The 18,126-nt window shown below is 65.2% G+C and carries 20 protein-coding genes and 1 tRNA gene; 8 read left to right on the top strand and 13 right to left on the bottom strand.

The genetic code is table 11. From position 1 onward, the window contains the following. Positions 1 to 18: 18 nt before the first annotated feature. The 6 genes from plsX (at position 19) to B6K69_RS01270 (ending at position 5,033) form a co-directional block, all read left to right on the top strand. Complete coding sequence (gene plsX, locus B6K69_RS01295) at positions 19 to 1,146, top strand: phosphate acyltransferase PlsX (RefSeq protein WP_108642501.1); 1,128 nt, start codon at positions 19 to 21, stop codon at positions 1,144 to 1,146. After that, positions 1,143 to 2,114, top strand: a complete 972-nt coding sequence (locus B6K69_RS01290; RefSeq protein WP_108642500.1) for a beta-ketoacyl-ACP synthase III — start codon at positions 1,143 to 1,145, stop codon at positions 2,112 to 2,114. The genes plsX and B6K69_RS01290 overlap by 4 nt, the downstream gene beginning before the upstream one ends. A gap of 111 nt (positions 2,115 to 2,225) precedes the next feature. Further along, on the top strand, positions 2,226 to 2,531 hold the full coding sequence (gene ihfA / locus B6K69_RS01285; RefSeq protein WP_107672874.1) for an integration host factor subunit alpha: 306 nt from the start codon (positions 2,226 to 2,228) through the stop codon (positions 2,529 to 2,531). Positions 2,532 to 2,543: 12 nt separating this feature from the next. After that, positions 2,544 to 3,701: a MerR family transcriptional regulator gene (locus tag B6K69_RS01280; protein ID WP_108642499.1), complete on the top strand. Its 1,158-nt coding sequence runs from the start codon at positions 2,544 to 2,546 to the stop codon at positions 3,699 to 3,701. Between the two features lie 101 nt (positions 3,702 to 3,802). Next, positions 3,803 to 3,880, top strand: a tRNA-Pro gene (locus B6K69_RS01275). A gap of 70 nt (positions 3,881 to 3,950) precedes the next feature. Continuing rightward, positions 3,951 to 5,033 (top strand): 2'-deoxycytidine 5'-triphosphate deaminase, encoded by a 1,083-nt coding sequence (locus B6K69_RS01270; RefSeq protein ID WP_164681856.1) that lies wholly within the window; start codon positions 3,951 to 3,953, stop codon positions 5,031 to 5,033. On the opposite strand, the gene B6K69_RS01265 is transcribed toward B6K69_RS01270, so the two are convergent. The 11 genes from B6K69_RS01265 to epmA form a co-directional block, all read right to left on the bottom strand. Continuing rightward, positions 5,030 to 5,242 carry a hypothetical protein gene (locus B6K69_RS01265; RefSeq protein ID WP_107672876.1) on the bottom strand — a complete coding sequence of 71 codons (213 nt, stop codon included), beginning with the start codon at positions 5,240 to 5,242 and terminating at the stop codon, positions 5,030 to 5,032. The genes B6K69_RS01270 and B6K69_RS01265 overlap by 4 nt on opposite strands. Before the next feature lie 5 nt (positions 5,243 to 5,247). After that, positions 5,248 to 5,853 (bottom strand): SMC-Scp complex subunit ScpB, encoded by a 606-nt coding sequence (gene scpB, locus B6K69_RS01260; RefSeq protein ID WP_108644718.1) that lies wholly within the window; start codon positions 5,851 to 5,853, stop codon positions 5,248 to 5,250. Between the two features lie 50 nt (positions 5,854 to 5,903). Then, positions 5,904 to 6,713: a segregation and condensation protein A gene (locus tag B6K69_RS01255; protein WP_107672877.1), complete on the bottom strand. Its 810-nt coding sequence runs from the start codon at positions 6,711 to 6,713 to the stop codon at positions 5,904 to 5,906. Then, on the bottom strand, positions 6,713 to 7,723 hold the full coding sequence (nagZ, locus tag B6K69_RS01250) for a beta-N-acetylhexosaminidase (protein ID WP_108642497.1): 1,011 nt from the start codon (positions 7,721 to 7,723) through the stop codon (positions 6,713 to 6,715). The genes B6K69_RS01255 and nagZ overlap by 1 nt, the downstream gene beginning before the upstream one ends. After that, positions 7,720 to 8,667: an SPOR domain-containing protein gene (locus tag B6K69_RS01245; protein ID WP_108642496.1), complete on the bottom strand. Its 948-nt coding sequence runs from the start codon at positions 8,665 to 8,667 to the stop codon at positions 7,720 to 7,722. The genes nagZ and B6K69_RS01245 overlap by 4 nt, the downstream gene beginning before the upstream one ends. 72 nt (positions 8,668 to 8,739) lie before the next feature. Continuing rightward, entirely contained in the window at positions 8,740 to 10,482 is a 1,743-nt protein-coding gene (gene argS / locus B6K69_RS01240; protein ID WP_108642495.1) for an arginine--tRNA ligase, read from the bottom strand. 51 nt (positions 10,483 to 10,533) lie between these two features. After that, positions 10,534 to 11,019, bottom strand: a complete 486-nt coding sequence (locus tag B6K69_RS01235; RefSeq protein WP_108642494.1) for a holin family protein — start codon at positions 11,017 to 11,019, stop codon at positions 10,534 to 10,536. After that, the gene (locus B6K69_RS01230) at positions 11,010 to 11,621 is read right to left on the bottom strand and encodes a holin-associated N-acetylmuramidase (RefSeq protein WP_108642493.1); all 612 of its coding nucleotides are present in this window, start codon (positions 11,619 to 11,621) and stop codon (positions 11,010 to 11,012) included. The genes B6K69_RS01235 and B6K69_RS01230 overlap by 10 nt, the downstream gene beginning before the upstream one ends. Before the next feature lie 88 nt (positions 11,622 to 11,709). Continuing rightward, positions 11,710 to 12,204, bottom strand: coding sequence for a cytochrome c maturation protein CcmE (gene ccmE, locus B6K69_RS01225; protein ID WP_108642492.1), 495 nt, complete (start codon positions 12,202 to 12,204; stop codon positions 11,710 to 11,712). Between the two features lie 106 nt (positions 12,205 to 12,310). Continuing rightward, entirely contained in the window at positions 12,311 to 13,339 is a 1,029-nt protein-coding gene (argC, locus tag B6K69_RS01220; RefSeq protein WP_108642491.1) for an N-acetyl-gamma-glutamyl-phosphate reductase, read from the bottom strand. A 159-nt stretch (positions 13,340 to 13,498) separates the two neighbouring features. Further along, entirely contained in the window at positions 13,499 to 14,524 is a 1,026-nt protein-coding gene (gene epmA / locus B6K69_RS01215; RefSeq protein ID WP_108642490.1) for an EF-P lysine aminoacylase EpmA, read from the bottom strand. Between the two features lie 93 nt (positions 14,525 to 14,617). Here epmA and efp point away from each other — a divergent pair, with 93 nt between their 5' ends. Beyond that, positions 14,618 to 15,184, top strand: coding sequence for an elongation factor P (gene efp / locus B6K69_RS01210; RefSeq protein WP_107672886.1), 567 nt, complete (start codon positions 14,618 to 14,620; stop codon positions 15,182 to 15,184). Positions 15,185 to 15,240: 56 nt separating this feature from the next. On the opposite strand, the gene B6K69_RS01205 is transcribed toward efp, so the two are convergent. Together B6K69_RS01205 and B6K69_RS01200 are read right to left on the bottom strand one after the other, a co-directional pair. Continuing rightward, complete coding sequence (locus B6K69_RS01205; protein ID WP_108642489.1) at positions 15,241 to 15,984, bottom strand: DUF1684 domain-containing protein; 744 nt, start codon at positions 15,982 to 15,984, stop codon at positions 15,241 to 15,243. A 39-nt stretch (positions 15,985 to 16,023) separates the two neighbouring features. After that, positions 16,024 to 16,836, bottom strand: coding sequence for a glutamate racemase (locus tag B6K69_RS01200; protein WP_108642488.1), 813 nt, complete (start codon positions 16,834 to 16,836; stop codon positions 16,024 to 16,026). Between the two features lie 197 nt (positions 16,837 to 17,033). Here B6K69_RS01200 and B6K69_RS01195 point away from each other — a divergent pair, with 197 nt between their 5' ends. Next, entirely contained in the window at positions 17,034 to 17,927 is an 894-nt protein-coding gene (locus B6K69_RS01195) for a LysR family transcriptional regulator (RefSeq protein WP_108644717.1), read from the top strand. The last annotated feature ends 199 nt before the right edge of the window (positions 17,928 to 18,126 follow it).

Raw genomic sequence — 18,126 nt, 5'->3', positions numbered from 1 at the left:
CTTCCCGCGCGCAGTCCCATGGCCAACGAGCGTCTCACGCCGGAAACCTCGGGTACCGAGCGCACCGTCATTTCCGTCGATGCGATGGGTGGCGACAAGGGGCCGGTGGCCGTGGTCGCCGGCCTTGTCGATTCGGTCGCGCGCAATCCAGACCTGCATGTCCTTCTGCATGGGGACGAGGCGCAGCTTGCGCCCCTTCTCGCGCGTGAACCCGCGCTGACCGGCCGTGTCACATTGCGCCATGCCGACCGCGTGGTCACGATGGACGACAAGCCCAGCCAGGTGATGCGCCATGGCCAGGGAACCTCGATGTGGGCCACCATCGACGCCGTGCGCGACGGTGAGGCCGGGGCCGCCGTATCCTGTGGCAACACCGGCGCGCTGATGGCGGTGTCGATGCTGCGTCTGCGCAAGCTGCCCGGCGTCAACCGCCCTGCCATCGCCTGCCTTTGGCCCAGCCGCAGCCCCGGCGGCTTTAACGTCATGCTTGACGTTGGCGCCGACGTGAAGGCCGAGGCGTCCGATCTGCTGCAATATGCCATCATGGGGGCTTCCTACGCCCGCAACGGCCTGTCGCTGGAACGGCCGCGTGTCGGTCTGCTGAATGTCGGGACCGAGGAACACAAGGGCCGCGCCGAGTTGAAGGAAGCGCTGGAACTGCTGGCCCGCAACGCCGAAGCCGGCGGCTATGAAAGCGTCGGTTTCGTCGAAGGCCTCGATATTCCGTCAGATCGTGTTGATGTGATCGTCACCGATGGCTTCACCGGCAACGTGGCGCTGAAAACCGGCGAAGGCACTGCCAAGCTGATTTCCGAACTGCTGCGCGAAGCCTTCGGTGCGGGCATTCTGTCGAAATTCGCGGCCCTTCTGGCGCTCAACTCTTTGAAACGGCTTCAAAAACGCATTGACCCCCGCCGTGTGAATGGCGGTGTTTTCCTGGGTCTCAACGGTACGGTGGTCAAGTCGCATGGCGGCGCCGATGCGACCGGCGTTTCCGCTGCGGTCGGGCTTGCCTATCGTCTTGCCCGCGCGGGCTTTCTTGAACGGCTTGCCGCACGGGTTGCATCCGCCGAAGCCGCGGGGCAGGATGCCTCCCCAGTGGAGACCGGAGCCGCCAAGCCGGCAGGGAGCAATCCAGAAGAATGACGATACGCGCCGTGGTCAGGGGCGTCGGGCATTATCTGCCCGACCGGGTTGTTCCCAACGCAGAATTCGAAAAGATCGTCGATACCTCCGACGAATGGATCCGGTCCCGGTCGGGCATCGAGCGGCGGCATTTCGCAGCCGAAGGCCAGACCACCTCGGACCTGGCCACCTGCGCCGCCCGGGCCGCGCTGGAAGATGCCGGTATGCAGGCCGACGAGATTGACGCCATCGTTCTGGCCACCTCGACCGCCGACCTGACCTTCCCCTCCGCCGCCACAATGGTGCAGGCCAACCTTGGCATGACCAAGGGCTTTGCCTTCGACGTGCAGGCCGTCTGTGCCGGTTTTGTCTTCGCGCTGGCCAATGCCAATGCGCTGATCCTGTCGGGTCAGGCGTCGCGGGTGCTGGTGATCGGCGCCGAAACCTTCTCGCGCCTGATGGACTGGACGGATCGCGGCACCTGCGTGCTGTTCGGTGACGGTGCCGGCGCGCTGATTCTGGAACGCGCCGAAGGGGCGGGCACGCCGGCGGATCGTGGCATCCTGTCCACCGACCTGAATTCGGACGGTCGCTACAAGGATCTGCTCTATGTGGACGGCGGCGCCTCGACCGGCACCACCGGGCATCTGCGGATGGAAGGCAAGGAAGTTTTCCGCCACGCGGTCGAGAAACTGGCAGAAACCGCCCATGCCGCGCTGGAAAAAGCCGGCCTGTCCAGCGCCGATGTTGACTGGATCGTGCCGCATCAGGCCAATATCCGCATCATCGAAGGCACCGCAAAACGGATGCAGGTGCCGATGGATCATGTGGTGGTCACCGTGCAGGACCACGGAAATACCTCGGCCGCCTCGATTCCCCTTGCCCTGTCGGTTGGCAAGGCGCGCGGCCAGATCAAGCCCGGCGACCTGCTGGTGACCGAGGCGATTGGCGGCGGTCTGGCCTGGGGCTCGGTCGTCCTGCGCTGGTAGGCGCGAAATCCGGCTTGTCAGGCTGCTTCAAGGCCCCGCGCCAAGCCTTTGATATTGACAAGGCAATTCCAACGGCCGCATCCTTCCGCGAAACCCGGGGGGATTTTGGGCATGAGCGAGAAGACCCTGACACGAATGGACCTGACCGAAGCGGTGTTCCGCGAGGTTGGCCTCAGCCGCAACGAATCTGCCAATCTGGTGGAATCGGTTCTGCAACACATGTCCGATGCGCTTGCGTCGGGCGAAACGGTCAAGATCTCGTCCTTCGGAACCTTCTCGGTGCGCGCCAAGTCGGCCCGCGTGGGGCGGAACCCGAAAACCGGCGACGAGGTGCCGATTTCGCCTCGCCGCGTGCTGTCGTTCCGGCCTTCACATCTGATGAAGGACCGCGTCGCAGCGGGCAAGAAGAAGAAATAAGGACCATCCCGAATGGACAAGTCGCCCGAGGCCTTCCGCACCATATCCGAGGTGGCCGAGGCTCTCGAAACGCCGGCCCATGTCCTGCGGTTCTGGGAAAGCCGTTTTCCGCAGATCAGACCCGTCAAGCGGGCCGGCGGTCGGCGCTATTACCGCCCTTCCGATATTGCGCTGCTGGCTGGCATCAAGCGGCTTCTGCATGACGAAGGGATGACGATCCGCGGCGTGCAGAAGATCCTGCGTGAGCAGGGTATCCGCCATGTCTCTGGCCTGGTCGAGGATCTGGGTCCGGTCGAGGAGTCGAGTCTGGTTAACGACACCGCACAGGAAGAGCGGGGGAATGAGCCAATACCCTTCCCCGGCCCCCTGCGCGACGGCAGTGCAACCGCCGAGGCTGATCCGGCAGCGTCCGAACCTGCCGACCAGGATGGCTTGAAAACCGCATTTCCCGAAACGCAGACAACCGAAGGCCCGGACGATGAGGGCGCTTTTGCGGATTTTGGGGTGGGACCGGACACGGATCAGGCCGGGTCCGACGTTCTTCAGGGCGCTGACGCGGTGCCATCGACGGCCGAAGTCGTAAATCTGTTTCCCGAAGAAGAAAGCGATACCAGCGTGCAATTCTCGCTGTTCGGCGATGAGGGCGAGGATCTGCCCGCCGCCAAGCCCGCCCTTCCGGCCGCGACCGGGCCTGATGCCTCTGCGCCGCCCGCGACACCCATACGCGCAGAGCCGCCGGCTGCTGAAGGCCTGCCCACCGTCGAGGATGTCGAGGAAGCCCCCTTTACCGAGGTGGACGATTGGGCATCCGCATCGGTTGACGATTTTGCTGCCGATCTGCCGGCCGAGGCCCCGTTCGAGGATGTCGCTGTTTCCAGTGAAGCTGCCGCAGCCCCCAAGGATCTAGTCCAGCCGGACGCGCCTCCCGTCCTTGCAGCGCCACTGGCCATTGACGGGGACGAGCCCGCCGCCGACCGTCCGGCCATCGCCGCCCGTGTGCGCCGCATGGCCGAATCGACGCTGGAGCTGGAGGAGCCGACGGCGACGCTGGCCGCCCGCCTGCGGGCGCTGCCGCTTGGCAGCCTTAACCCCAAGGCCAAGGCTCTGGCCGAGATTGCAGCGCGGGCTGCGGCCCTGCGCGCCCGTCTTGGGCCGCCGCACGCTTCCTGAAATGATCTGCACCGTCGCGGACTTGCGGTCTTCACACCGGAACGCCGTGATGCGTTTTCCCGCTTGCCCCTGCCCGGAAAACCGCTATGACAACGCCGTGTCGGGCCGTAGCGCAGCCTGGTTAGCGCGTCCGTCTGGGGGGCGGGAGGTCGAGAGTTCGAATCTCTCCGGCCCGACCACTGTAAAGCCGCCCGCCTGCCCTGCAGTGCGGGCGGTTTTTCATTCCGGCCAAGTACAGGGGGCCCCTGCGTGACCAATCCCGGCGTCCTGCCCGACCAAGCCATCCGCGATCTGATCGCAAGCGGTGCCATTGCCGCCGAACCTGCGGTGCTGGATGCGCAGGTGCAGCCCGCCAGCCTTGATCTACGCCTTGGCCCGGTCGCCTATCGCGTCCGCGCCTCGTTCCTTGCCGGGGCCGGGCGCCGGGTGGCCGACCGGCTGGAAGAATTCGAGATGCACCGCGTGAACCTGCGCGACGGGGCGGTGCTGGAAAAGGGCTGCGTCTATGTGGTGCCGCTGGCCGAGCGACTGTCGCTGCCCGCCGGCGTGACGGCTGTGGCGAATGCGAAGTCGTCAACCGGGCGGCTGGACCTGCTGACCCGCACGATCACCGATGGCGGCACCGAATTCGACCGTATCCCCGAAGGCTATACCGGCCCGCTTTATGCCGAGGTCTGCCCGCGATCTTTCTCAGTGCTGGTGCGCGAAGGCCAGCGGCTGAACCAGATCCGGTTCCGCTCGGGTCAGGCGATGCTGTCCGATGCCGAACTGACGGCGCTGCACGCTGCCGAACCGCTGGTGGACGGCACGCCAGTCATTTCCGAGGGCCTTGGCTTCTCGGTCGATCTTCTGCCCAAAAGTGGCACACTGGTCGGCTATCGCGCCAAGCCGCATACCGGTGTGGTCGATCTGGACCGCATCGGCCACTATCCCGCCCGTGAGTTCTGGGAAGAGGTACATGCCGAGGATGGCCGCATAATCCTGGACCCCGGCGCGTTCTACATCCTCGTCTCGCGCGAGGCGGTGACGATCCCGCCCGACTATGCCGCCGAAATGGCGCCCTATCTGGCGATGGTGGGCGAATTCCGCGTTCATTACGCCGGCTTTTTCGACCCCGGCTTCGGCCATGCCGCAGCGGGCGGCATTGGCAGCCGGGGTGTGCTGGAAGTGCGCTGCCACGAAGCCCCCTTCGTGCTGGAGCACGGTCAGGTGGTGGGCCGGCTGGTGTATGAAAAGATGTCGGCGCGCCCTGCCCGCCTTTACGGCGCGGGAATCGCGTCGAACTATCAGGGACAGGGCCTGAAACTGGCCAAGCAGTTTCGGACGGATTAGCGCCCGAAGCGCCGCAGCATCTGGGCGGCGCGGCGTGCCTGTTCGGCCAGCGTCCTTGATTGCCGCGCCTTCTGGCGTTCCTCGGGAGTCATCTGCGCGGCGGGTTTGCCCCGCCGGCTGGCATAGTCGATGCCGGTCTTGATGCCGCGGTTCATGATCTGGCGAAGAAACATGTTCACCAGTTGCGTCAGAAGCCGGTTGAAATCCATCACCCTCAATCCTCGAACAGTTCGCTTTGGCCGGTCGTCGCCTCGTCCTCGTCTCCAGCCCCGTCGGCAGGGCTGCCGAAGCCGGGCACCGGCCGGCTGTCCAGCAACCCGGCAGCCCGCAGTTCCTTGATTCCCGGCAGATCGCGCGCCGATTCCAGACCGAAGTGATCCAGGAACGCCTCGGTCACCACAAATGTCACCGGCCGCCCCGGTGTCATCCGCCGCCGGCCAAACCGGATCCATTCCATTTCCATCAACTGGTCGATGGTGCCCCGGCTGACCGCCACACCACGGATTTCCTCGATCTCGGCCCGCGTCACCGGCTGGTGATAGGCAATGATCGCCAGTGTCTCGATGGCGGCCCGGCTCAGCTTGCGGGTCTCGACCGTCTCGCGCCGCATCAGGAAACCCAGGTCCGCCGCCGTGCGGAAGGCATAGGCATCGCCTACCTTCACCAGATTGACGCCGCGCCCTTCATAGCGTTTGCGCAGATAGGCAAGGGCCTCGGCCGGATCCGATCCATGCGGCATCCGCCCCACCAGTTCGGCCACCGTCACGGGTTCGGCGCTGGCAAACAGAATGGCCTCGACCATCCGCTCCTGATCGCCCATGGGCGGCGCTTCGAACAGGCTGCGCTCATCGGTTCCGGCGTCGGTCTCGCTCACCCGTCACGTCTCCGGATCTGGATCGGCGCGAAGGTTTCCCCCTGCCGGATCGTCAACTGCCCGCGCTTGGCCATCTCCAGCACCGCCGCGAAATGCGCCGCCGTCGCGCTGCGCCGCGCCATGGGGGTGACGTTCCAGCCTTCGGGCAGAAAGGTCGTCAGTTCGGCCCACTCTCCGGCATAGCCGATCAGCCCCCGCATCCGGTCCAGCGCCTGCTCCATGGTGAAGACATGTTCGCGATCCATCACGAAGGGACGGAACTCATCCTTGGTGCGGAGCCGGGCATACCCGCGCATCAGATCCAGCAGGGTGGCGTCATAAACGATCTTGCGGTTCAGGCTCACGCCTTCGGGCAAGCCACGGGCAAAGAAATCACGGCCCAGCCGGTCACGCGCCATCAGTTGCGCCGCCGCCTCGCGCATGGCTGCCAGCCGTTCAAGCTGGAAGGCCAGATGCGCCGCCAGATCCTCGGCGCTGGGGCCTTCGTCGCTTGGGTCGGGGGGCAGCAGCAGGCGTGATTTCAGGAAGGCCAGCCAGGCCGCCATCACCAGATAATCCGCCGCCAGTTCGATCCGCAGCGTCCGTGCCTTTTCGACAAAGCCCAGATACTGCTCGGCCAGTTGCAGCACCGAAATCCGCCGCAGGTCCACCTTCTGCGTCCGGCTCAGGGTCAGCAGCAGGTCCAGCGGCCCCTCGAACCCCTCGACATCGACGATCAGCGCCTCGGCGGCCAGCCGTTCAGCCGCCGAAACCTCGGGCAGCAGCCGTTCTGGCGTGGTCCAGTCCTCGGCGATGGGATCGGGCATCAGGCGGTCCTGTGGATCAGACCCCGAAGGTCCGCCTCCATGGCCGCAATGTCAACCGCATCGGGGGGCAACCGCGCGGCCAGGGCGGCCCGCGCGCGTGCCTGGGTGGCCGGCCCCATCGTGCCCGCCGCCGCCGCCACTTCGATCATCTGCGCCAGATCGCCCTTGCAATGCAGCGCCAGATCGCAGCCCGCCGCGATCGAGGCCGCGGTACGCGACGAAAGCGACCCCTTCAGCGCCTCCATGTTCAGATCATCGGTCATCAACAGACCGGCAAAGCCGATTTCCTGCCGGATCAGCCGGATCATCTCGGGCGACTGGGTCGCCGGACGACGGTCGAACGCCTCAAAGACGATATGGGCCGTCATGGCCATCGGCAGATCGTTCAGCGCCCGGAACGGCGCGAAATCCACCGCGCGCACCTCGTCGGCGCTGGCGCGCACCACCGGCAGTTCCAGATGCGTATCCAGCGATGACCGGCCATGCCCCGGCATGTGCTTGATGACCGGCAGCACGCCGCCGGCCAGAAACCCGTCCGCCACCGCCCGGCCGATCCGCGCCACCAGCGCAGGGTCGCGGCCATAGCAGCGGTTCAGCAGAAACGGATGCGTGTCCGGCTGCGCCACATCGGCCACCGGGGCGCAGTTCGCGTCGATCCCCACCGCCCGCAGTTCGGCCGCCATGATCCGCGCCCGCGCGCCCATCACCGCCTCGGCCTCTTCCACGCTGGCACAGGCGGCCACGGTGTCGAACGGCGGCTGCCATTCGCGCCAGTGCGGTGCGCGCAACCGCTGCACCCGGCCGCCTTCCTGATCCACCAGAACAGGGGCGTCACGCCCCACTGTCGCGCGCAATTCGCCGGTCAGGCGGCGCAACTGGTCGGGTGTATCAACGTTGCGGGCAAAGATGATGAACCCGAAGGGATCGGCATCCCGAAAGAACGCCCGTTCAGCCGCGGTCAGCGTCAGCCCCGCCACCCCGAAGATCGCCGCACCCGTGCCGATATTCATCTATGCGCAACCGGAATACAGTTGGTGCCCTCTGCGGTCAGCGCCGCGCAGAAGCGGCGGGCGTCGGCCTCATCCTGAAACCCGACGGCGCGCAGCCGGAAGAACGTATTGCCGCCGCTCTCGGCCGCCTGGATGACCATCGACTTGTCGCCCATCAAGGCCGCGAAGCGCCCCGCGATGCGGGCCCATTCCGCGCGGGCATCGTCCTCGCTTTCATAAGCGCCGAACTGCACCAGCCTGGTGCCGGGTTTCAGGGTGGCCGGGTCCACCGTCTTGGGCGGCGCAACCGAGGCCGCAACGGATGTGTTGGGCGCAGCCACTCCACCGCCGCGGTCAGGCCGCGCCATCGGGCGGGGCGAGCGCGTGATCGCGCCCGGCGGGGGCGGCAGGCCCTGTGCATCCAGTGCCACGGTTTCGACCGCCTCTTCCGGCTGTCCCTCATCGGTGCCAAGCGCCTCGGCCAGCGCGGCAGCTACGGCCGCCCCGGTGGCAGGGGCTTCTTCGGCGGCCGCCAGCGGCGTCACCGGCATCAGCCCGGCAGAACTGCTGTCCAGCCGCGCCGGTGCGATCTCGCCCTCCAGCGGTGGCGGTGCCCCTGCCAGGCCCGCAGTGTCATCAAGCGACAACTCCACTGGCGAAGGCGCCAGCACCACCCGGTCAGAGGGCGATGCGGCCGATCCTTCGGCCACCACGGTATTCACCGCCAGACCCTGATAATCGACCACCTGACCGCCGGGATCTTCGGGCGCGATCCGCATGGCGCCCCCCATGGCCCGGATGACCGGCACGCCATTCACATCGCGCACGGCCAGCGCATAGCCCCACCAGCCAAGCCCGACAACCAGAGCCAGTGATCCCACTGCCCCCACGATATTGATGATCCGTTGCCCCCGGCCTTGGGCCGGATAGGCCGCATAATCTGCGCCGTATTCCGCGTCCGCCATGTTTGCCTCTGCCCGGGCGGGTTGATCCCGCCCTGTCACGCCTGCTCGTTTCCGGCCGAGGCGCTTGTCAGATCAGCGCATTTCTTCGACCGGCGTCACACCCAAGATACCCAAACCTGTGCAAATGACAACGCCCACGCTCCGCGCAAGGGCGATTTTCGCCTGTGAAACCGCGACATCCTCTTGAATGAAGCGCAGTTGCAGCTCGTCATTGCCCCGATTCCACAACCCATGCAGGTCCGAGGCCAGTTCATACAAGTAGAAGGCAACGCGGTGCGGTTCGTTGTTGCGGGCGGCGATTTCCACCAGGCGGGGCCATTCGGCGATCTTCTTCAGCAAAGCCTGCTCGGCCGGATGCGCCAGCCCGCTGTGGTCTGCGGCCAGCAGCGTGGCATCGTCCACCGCGATACCGGCATCCCGCGCCTTGCGCAGAACGCTGTTGATGCGGGCATTGGCATACTGGACGTAGAAAACCGGATTGTCCTTCGACTGCTCCAGCACCTTGTCGAAGTCGAAGTCCAGCGCCACGTCATTCTTGCGCGTCAGCATGATGAAGCGGGTAACATCGGCCCCCGCCATTTCCACCACGTCGCGCAGGGTGACAAAGGTGCCCGCACGCTTGGACATCTTGAACGGCTCGCCGTTCTTCCACAGCTTGACCAACTGGATCAGCTTGATGTCCAGCGGAACGGTGCTGTTGGAAAGCGCGGAAACGGCCGCCTTCATCCGCTTGACATAGCCGCCGTGATCGGCGCCGAAAATGTCGATCAACTGGTCGAAGCCACGCTTCACCTTGTTGTAGTGATAGGCGATGTCGGGGGCGAAATAGGTCCAGCTCCCGTCCGATTTCTTCACCGGGCGATCCACATCATCGCCATGCGCGGTGCTGCGGAACAGGGTCTGCACCCGCGGTTCCCAATCCTCGGGCTCCTTGCCCTTCGGCGGTTCCAGCGTGCCTTCGTAAATCAGGCCCTTCTCGCGCAGCTCCTCGATCGCGGCCTCGATCTCGCCGGTGCCATACAGCGCCTTTTCGCTGGAATAGACATCCATCCGCACGCCAAGCGCCGCCAGGTCCTCGCGGATCATCTGCATCATCATGGCGCTGGCAAAATCGCGCACCTCGGCCAGCCAGACCTGTTCGCCCTTGTCCAGCAGGCTGTCGCCGTATTTGGCCTTCAGCGCCTCACCCACCGGGATCAGATAGTCGCCCGGATACAATCCTTCACGGATTTCCGGCTCCAGCCCATGCGCCTCGCGGTAGCGTTCATAGGCGCTGCGGGCCAGCACATCGACCTGCGCGCCGCCATCGTTGATGTAATACTCGCGCGTCACATTCCAGCCGGCAAAGGCCAGCAGGTTCGACAGCGCATCGCCCACAACCGCGCCGCGCACATGGCCCACATGCATGGGCCCGGTCGGGTTTGCGCTGACGAATTCGACGTTCACCTTCTGCCCGGCACCGATGTCGGACCGGCCATAGCCGGTGCCCGCTTCAAGCACCTGACGCAACACGCCCTGCCAGACCGCCGGCGCCAGCCGCAGGTTCAGGAACCCCGGCCCTGCCACATCGGCCCCCTCGATCCGGGGATCGTCCAGCAGCCGCGCCGCCAGCCCTTCGGCGATCTCGCGCGGCGGCTTGCCGGCCGGCTTGGACAGCACCATGGCGGCGTTGGTCGCCATGTCGCCATGCGCCGCATCGCGCGGCGGTTCCACCGCCACATTCGAAAGGTCCAGCCCCGAAGGCAAAAGGCCCTCGGCCGTCATCCGGCCAAGGGCATCAACCACCGCACTGCGGATGTCCGCGAAGAGGTTCATCTGATCAAATCCCGTCTGATGCTCTGGCCTTGCCAGAGCCGCGACAGGAGGTCAAGCGCCCAGCCCGCCCGCGCGCCAGTCGTCAAGGGCCGCGTTCTCTTCCGTTGCGGCCGCCCCCGGCGCAAGTGGCGCCATCACCGGCCTGCTGCGAAAGTAATGCGTCTCGCGCGCGCCGAAATAGAAGGCCACGATCGCCCCCAGAAGCCACCACAGCGGTTCGGGCACGGCGTTCAGCCCCACCATCCGCGCGGCAAAGCCCACCGGATCGACCATGGCATAGACGAACAGCCCCAGCGTGCCGAACGCCAGGAACGGCCTTGGCAGCCGGTTCAGGCCGTTGATCACCCGGTCAAAGCCGCTCAACGCGGGGTGCTGGTATTCCTCGCCCAACTGCCGCAGCGCCGACATCTGCGCTTCGGCCGACAGTTCCATCCGTCTGGTGGCCGAGGGCACGAAAACCTCGGCCACGCCCTGTGCTGCCTGCCCCAGCGCCGAGACCGCGCCCGGGCTACCCAAAACGCGATCAATCACCCCCATTTCGCCACCCGCGCCCGGTGCTGCGCCTCGGTCAGATGATATTTCGGCGAAATGAACGCCTCGGCCCGCAGAATCCAGCCGCCCTTGCCGCCATCGGCCCGGCGCGCAAACTTGCGGCTGGCGGGGCGCGCATCGGCCAAGGAATAGTAATAGTTGCGCCGCGCAATCCCGTAGGCATCGACCAGATGGTCCGGGGCCGCCTCCCAGGCCAGTTGCGTCTGGCGAATGGTCTGCGGCCCGATCTCGCCATCGGCCTCGCAGGGATACCCCATCTGCGTCACCAGCTTTTGCAGGATCTTCACGGCCGCCGAACCCGCATTGACATACATGTCGAACACAGACGGCTGCAGCACTTCGGGCAAGGCGCCCAGGCCGGGACGGCGGAAGTAATGCTCGACATAGATGTCCTCCGCCTGGGTCCGGCTCAGGGCCCGCACATCGGCCAGATCAATCCGGCTGTCGCGGTTCACGTCAATCCCAAGCCGCCGCAGCGTGGCCAGCGTTACCCCATGTTTGGTTGGCCCGCCCGGATCATCGGGATCGTTCACGAAGCCGCCCTCGCGGGCGACAATCTCTTCGGCAATGTCCTTGACGCTGGTCATGCAGGCCTTCCCCGGCTGTCCTTGGCTGGGGGATAAGGCTGTCAGCAAAGCGTTAACGCCGCCTCGTGCCACCGTGCGGCAGGATGCATCAGCTTCCGCCGTGCATCACGGAGGGGTCAATATCGACACCCTGTTCTTTCAGCGCCTTGACCACTTCCTTGGGCTGATAGGTCTCGTCATGCTTGGCCATGATCTCGGTCGCTAGGAACACGCCATCCTTCATGGTGCCCGTCACGATGGTGCCCTGACCTTCGGTGAACAGATCCGGCGGCGGCGAATTGCCGACATAGCGCACCGGAACATCCGTCTTGGTGTCCGTCACCACGAAGCCGAACTGCATACCTTCGGGCGGGGTGCGGCTGCCCTGCTTGACCAGCCCGCCCAGGCGGAACACTTCGCTTTCACCGGGCTGTTCCTCGGCCACCTGCGTCGGGCTGCGGAAGAAATTGATACCGTCGCGCATGGCATAGCCGATCAGGCCCGTCGCCACGGCCATCGCCAGAAACGCCAGCAGGATCACCTGAATCCGGCGCTGCTTCTTCAGGCCCTTGAGACCGCGGAACTCCTGCTTCGTACCGTTCATGGTGCGCTTTCTTCCTTCCGAACGCCGGCCGTTTTGACACGTTCTAAATCGGAACGGCTTTGACCTTGGTCAAGACCGCGTGACCAAACGGTCGCAGCCGCGCCCCTTACGGGAACATCGGCGCCAGCATCAGCCCGGTCGTCTCTTCGATCCCAAGCACAAGGTTCGCGTTCTGGATCGCCTGGCCAGAGCTGCCCTTGGTCAGGTTGTCCAGCACCGCCACCACTACGGCACGGCCGGCGATCCGGTCGCCGATCACGCCGATATGGCAGAAGTTGCTGCCAGCAATATCCCGGGTGGACGGCAGAACGCCAAAGGGCAGAACGCGCAAGAAAGGTTCATTTTCATACGCCTTTTCAAGCGTCTGGTGCACGATCTTCGCATCTCCCTTCACATAGACCGTTGCCAGGATGCCCCGGTTCATCGGCAGCAGGTGCGGGGTGAACTGTACCCGCACCGGGCGACCGGCAACCTTGGAAAACTCCTGGTCGAACTCGCCCAGATGCCGGTGCTTGCCGCCCGCGGAATAGGTATGCGTGCCGCCCGACAGTTCAGCGTGCAGCAGGTTTTCCTTCAGGCTGCGCCCCGCACCCGACACGCCCGCCTTCAGGTCGATCAGGATGTCATCCAGATCAACCACCCCCGCCGCGATCAGCGGCCGCAGCGCAAACTGCCCCGTCGCCGCGTTGCAGCCGGTGCCGGCAATCAGCCGGCCCTTGCGAATGTCGTCGCGGTAGAATTCGGTGAGGCCGTAAACCGCCTCTTTCTGCAATTCGACGGCGGTATGCGGCTGGCCATACCACTTCTCGTACTCGGCCGGATCGCGCAGCCGGAAGTCGGCGCTCATATCAACAATTTTCAAATCTTTCGGCAGCCTTGCGATGACTTCCTGAGTGGTCGCATGAGGAAGCGCGCAGAAGCACAGATCGACTTGCGAGAAGTCGATCTCGTCAATCTTCACCAGCCGCGGCAGATCAAGGTGGCGCAGGAAGGGAAAGACCTCGGCCATGGTCATGCCGGCCTTGCGATCCGCCGACAGCGCCGTGATCCGCATCTGCGGATGCGTTGCGATCAGTCGGACAAGCTCGGCCCCCGTGTAGCCCGAGGCTCCAAGGATGGCGATCCGGTAGGTCATGGCAGGTGTCCCTTGCAGGCAAAAGATGCGCGGTTCTTTTGCGGCCATTGCACCCGCAATGCAAGCGCCCGCACAAGGCCGTGACCAAACCCGTCAGGCGGGCCTGCAAGGCGATGATTTCCCGAAGGCGGCCCCTGTCCCATTCCGGGACAGCACATGTCACCCGGCGGGCACCCACATGACCGCCTCGACCGACGGCGCGCCGGTGGCCAGCATCACCAGCCGGTCGAACCCCAGCGCGCAACCCGCCGCGGGCGGCATCAGCGCCAGCGCGGCAAGGAAGTCTTCATCAATCGGATAGGTCTCGCCATAGACCCGCGCCTTGATCGCCATCTCATCCTCGAACCGTGCCCGCTGTTCGACCGGATCGGTCAACTCGCCAAACCCGTTGGCCAGTTCCACGCCGCAGGCATAGACCTCGAACCGCTCGGCCACCCGCGGATCATCCGGGCAGCGCCGCGCCAGCGCCGCCTCGGCTGCGGGATAGCGGTCCAGCACCGTCAGCCGCCCCATGCCCAAACGCGGCTCAACCTTTTCCGAAAGGACGCGGGAAAACAGGTCAGACCAGCTTTCGCCCGGCCCCCGTGCAATCCCCGCGCGGTCCATCTGCGCCGCCAGGGCATCCGCATCGGGCGCCCCGTCCGCGGCCAGCGTGGCCAGAAGGTCGATGCCGGCATGGGCTGCAAAAGCCTCGGCCACCGAGACCCGTTCATAGGGCGCCGCCGGATCACAGGTCCGGTCGCGGAACCGCAGCGGCCCCTCGGCGGCAAGCTGCACCCAGGCGGCAATGTCCTGCATCAACCGCTCATAAGGTTCGCCCGTCCGGTACCATTCCAACATGGTGAATTCCGGGCTGTGCAGCGGGCCGCGTTCGCGGTTGCGCCAGACATGGCCGAAACTGTGGATGCGGGTCTCTCCTGCCGCCAGCAGCCGCTTCATGGCAAACTCGGGCGAGGTGTGCATGTAGCGGTCCATCCCCACCCCGTCATTGCCGATGGCGGTGGTGCGGAAGGCGTGCAGATGCGCCTCATTCCCCGGGCTGACCTGCAACGCGGCGGGGTCCACCTCGACAAAACCCTCGGCGGCCAGCCAGCCACGGATGGCCGCCTGAATACGGTTGCGGGCCAGCAGCAGCGGGCGGCGGTCAGCGTGGCGCGAGGGGTGCCACCAGGGGGTCTGGGTCATTACGGCGGTTCCGGCTGGAAATCTGGGGCAAGGTGCGCTAGAGGGCGCGTCAATCCGCGCGCCGCGCGCCCCATACCACAAGGATCACGCCACGTGAAAGTCATCGCCTCCTCGCTCCGCAAGGGCAATGTCGTCGAGATGGACGGCAAGCTCTATGTCGTCCTCAATGCCGTCAACTTCCACCCCGGCAAAGGCACGCCGACGACCAGCGTCGACATGCGCCGAATTTCGGACGGGGTGAAGGTCAGCGAGCGGTGGAAGACCACGGACGGCGTCGAGAAAGCCACCGTGGACGAGCGCGGTTATGATTTTCTGTACGAAGACGGCGAAGGCTTCCACTTCATGGAGCCGGAAAGCTACGATCAGGTCGTGGTCACTGCCGATGTGATGGGCGACAACAAGGTCTATCTGCAGGAAGGTATGCGCTGCTTCGTCAAGACCTTCGAGAACATTCCGATCGCCATCGAAATGCCGCAGAAGATCACCGTCGAGATCACCGAGACCGAGCCGGTGGTGAAGGGCCAGACCGCCAGCTCGTCCTACAAGCCGGCGATGACCTCGAACGGGCTGCGCGTGATGGTGCCGCCGCATATCGGGCCGGGCACGCGGATCGTCATCAACACCGACGATGACAGCTATGTGGAACGCGCCAAGGACTGAGTCCTGCGTCAGAACATTCTGCGCAAAAGGGGGCAGACCGCAGGGTCTGCCCCTTTTCAATCCGGGGCCTTCTCGCCTGCCTCGATGCGGAAAGGCAGCACATTTCCGGGCGGCGGCAACGGGCAGATCGCATAATCGGTGAAGCCGCAGGGGGGCGTGAAGGCGCGGTTGAAATCAAGGGTGATCTCGCCGCCGCCAATGTCTTCCCCGAACAGGAACCGCCCTGCCCCGTAGGTTTCGCCCGCCGTGGCATCGCGGAAGACGAACATCGGCTTGCCGGCCTTCCAATGCGTCGGCGTCAGGCTGACCTCGCGCCCCTGATGGTCAAAGCTGGCGCGATGGGTCAGCGTGACTTCGGCCCGGCTGCCATCCTTCATGGCCACGCTGGCGGTCTGCGGCGCCAGTTCCTGCCAGCGGGCGCGGATCACCCAACCGGGTGCGTCGGGGAAATGGCGCAAGGTAATCTGTGGCCGCAAGCTCAGATCCCGCACCCGCAACGCCGGCACCCCGTCAACGGTATGAAGCTCCAGCAAGAACGGATCGACCTGCAATTGCGGAAAGGCATCGGGCACCGGAAGGAACGGCTGTGGCCCCTGCCCCGGCCGGGCAAAGCTGGCGCCGGTCTGGCTGACTTTCAGCGTGCCAAGCAGATCGGGGCCGGACGGAAGGCGTATGTCCTGCGCGGCCCCAACCGCATGGATGCCGGGCGTCAGATCGATTCGGGCGATCAGGTTCAGCCAGCCATCGGGGGCAGTCAGCGCGGCAAGCCGGGCGGCGCGGTAGTCTTGCAGCGGGATCATGGCGTTTGGTTTGCCCTGGCAATGTGGGAGTATGGGCCCTCAGGCCGCTGAGAACACAATCCGGTGACGCAGGAACAGGGTTGCCTTGTTCGAAACGCTGGCGGGGTCGCCTGTCGTCAGGAACTTTGTCTCGGTCCCCGGCCCCACGAACTCCGGGCGGCGGGTCAGGTAATCGGCCAGCGACTCGGCCACCAGATTGGCCTGGGAATAGACCTTCACCTCGGGCCCAAGCGCATCCTGGAACGCCTGCTGCATCAGCGGATAATGGGTGCATCCCAGGATCGCCGCCTCGGGGCGCGGCATCCGGCGCTTCAGCGCCTCGACGTGGCTGCGCACCAGTGCCTCGGCCAGGATCTCGTCTCCCTGCTCGATGGCATCGACGACGCCGCCGCAGGGCTGCGCCTCGACATCCACACCGATGGCGCGGAAGGCCAGTTCGCGCTGGAAGGCGCGGGAGGCCACGGTGGCCGGCGTGGCGAACAGCGCGACGTGTTTAACCGCCACCTCGCGCGGGGGGCTGTTGTCGCCCCATTGCCGTTCGGTCAGCGCCTCGATCAAAGGCACGAAGACCCCCAGAACGCGCTTGTCCTTCGGAACCCAGGTTTCCTGCATCCGCTTCAGCGCAGCGGCGCTGGCGGTATTGCAGGCGAGGATGACCAGATCGCACCCCTCGTCCCATAGCCGTTCGGTTGCCGCACAGGTCAGGGCAAAGATGTCGTCAGAGGTGCGGACGCCATAGGGCGCGTGGGCATTGTCGCCGAAATAGACGAAGGGCACCTGCGGCAGGCGTCGCGCAACGGCATCCAGAACCGTCAGCCCCCCCAGACCCGAATCGAAAACGCCGACTGCCATCGCTGCCCCTTTCCTGCCTGCGGGTTCATGCCCGTCTTGCGCCGATCATAGGCCGAAGCGGCCCGCGCTGAAAGTCCCGTGACGCCACGGGTGCTGCATCTGCAAATTTTCCCCTCAGTCAGGGCTTTTATGATGGATCAGGTTTTCCTAAATCGCATGGCTTGTGTTACGGTTGCGCCGTTTTGAAGGATGGGCTGATGGACTGGGACAAGCTGAGGATTTTCCACGCGGTGGCTGACAAGGGCAGCCTGACCCACGCGGGCGAGGTGTTGCACCTTTCTCAATCGGCCGTCAGCCGGCAAATCCGTGCCCTGGAAGAAAGCCTGAACGTCACCCTGTTCCACCGCCACGCGCGGGGGCTGATCCTGACGGAACAGGGCGAATTGCTGTTCGATGCCACCACGCAGATGGTCAAGCGTCTGGATGCAGCGGCCGCGCGGATTCGCGACAGCGAGGACGAAGTGTTCGGCGAGTTGCGGGTGACAACGACCACCGGCTTCGGCACGCTCTGGCTGGCCCCGCGGCTGGCGCGGCTTTATGAACATTACCCTGCCCTGAAGATCGACCTGATGCTGGAAGAGCGTGTCCTTGACCTGCCCATGCGCGAGGCGGACGTGGCGATCCGCATGAAGGAACCCAGCCAGGCCGACCTGATCCGCAAACGGCTCATGCAGATCCGCATGCGCCTTTATGCAACGCCGGAATATCTGGCCGGGCATGGCACGCCGGACAAGATGGAAGACATGACGCAGCACCGGCTGATCTGCCAGCATCCGGGCACGCCGCAGGTGGCCTCGGGCGCCATGCTCGTGGCCGAACTGATGAGCCACGAGATCCCCTCGACGCTGCACGTCAACAACTACTTCGGCGTCTTGCAGGCGGTGCTGAACAATCTGGGGATCGGGGTGCTGCCCGATTACATCACCGAAGGTTTCCCGCATCTGGTGCGGGTGCTGCCGGATGTGGAAAGCGGGGAAGTGCCGGTGTTTCTGGCCTATCCTGAAGAGCTGCGCCATTCCAAGCGGGTCTCGGCCTTTCGGGACTTTGTGATGGATGAAATCCAGGATTATCGCAAACGCCAGCAGGGTTAGGGTCAGCCCATCGTCCAGCCATGCACCGAACGCATGGCGGACATGCTGCACCTGCGGCATTCCTGACCTTGCACGATTCACAAACAGCCCATAAATCGGGCGGCGAGACGATGTTCGAGGCAACTCCTGTCGTCTCATACCTCCCTGTTGGACTTAGGCCGGGCTTTTGCTCGGCCTCTCTTTTTTCCGGGCCTCGTTT

Source organism: Pseudogemmobacter blasticus (assembly GCF_003071405.1).
GTDB classification, from domain to species: Bacteria; Pseudomonadota; Alphaproteobacteria; order Rhodobacterales; family Rhodobacteraceae; genus Pseudogemmobacter; species Pseudogemmobacter blasticus.
The sequence above is the reverse complement of the archived record's forward strand: the minus strand, read 5'-3'. Positions and strand labels throughout refer to the sequence as shown.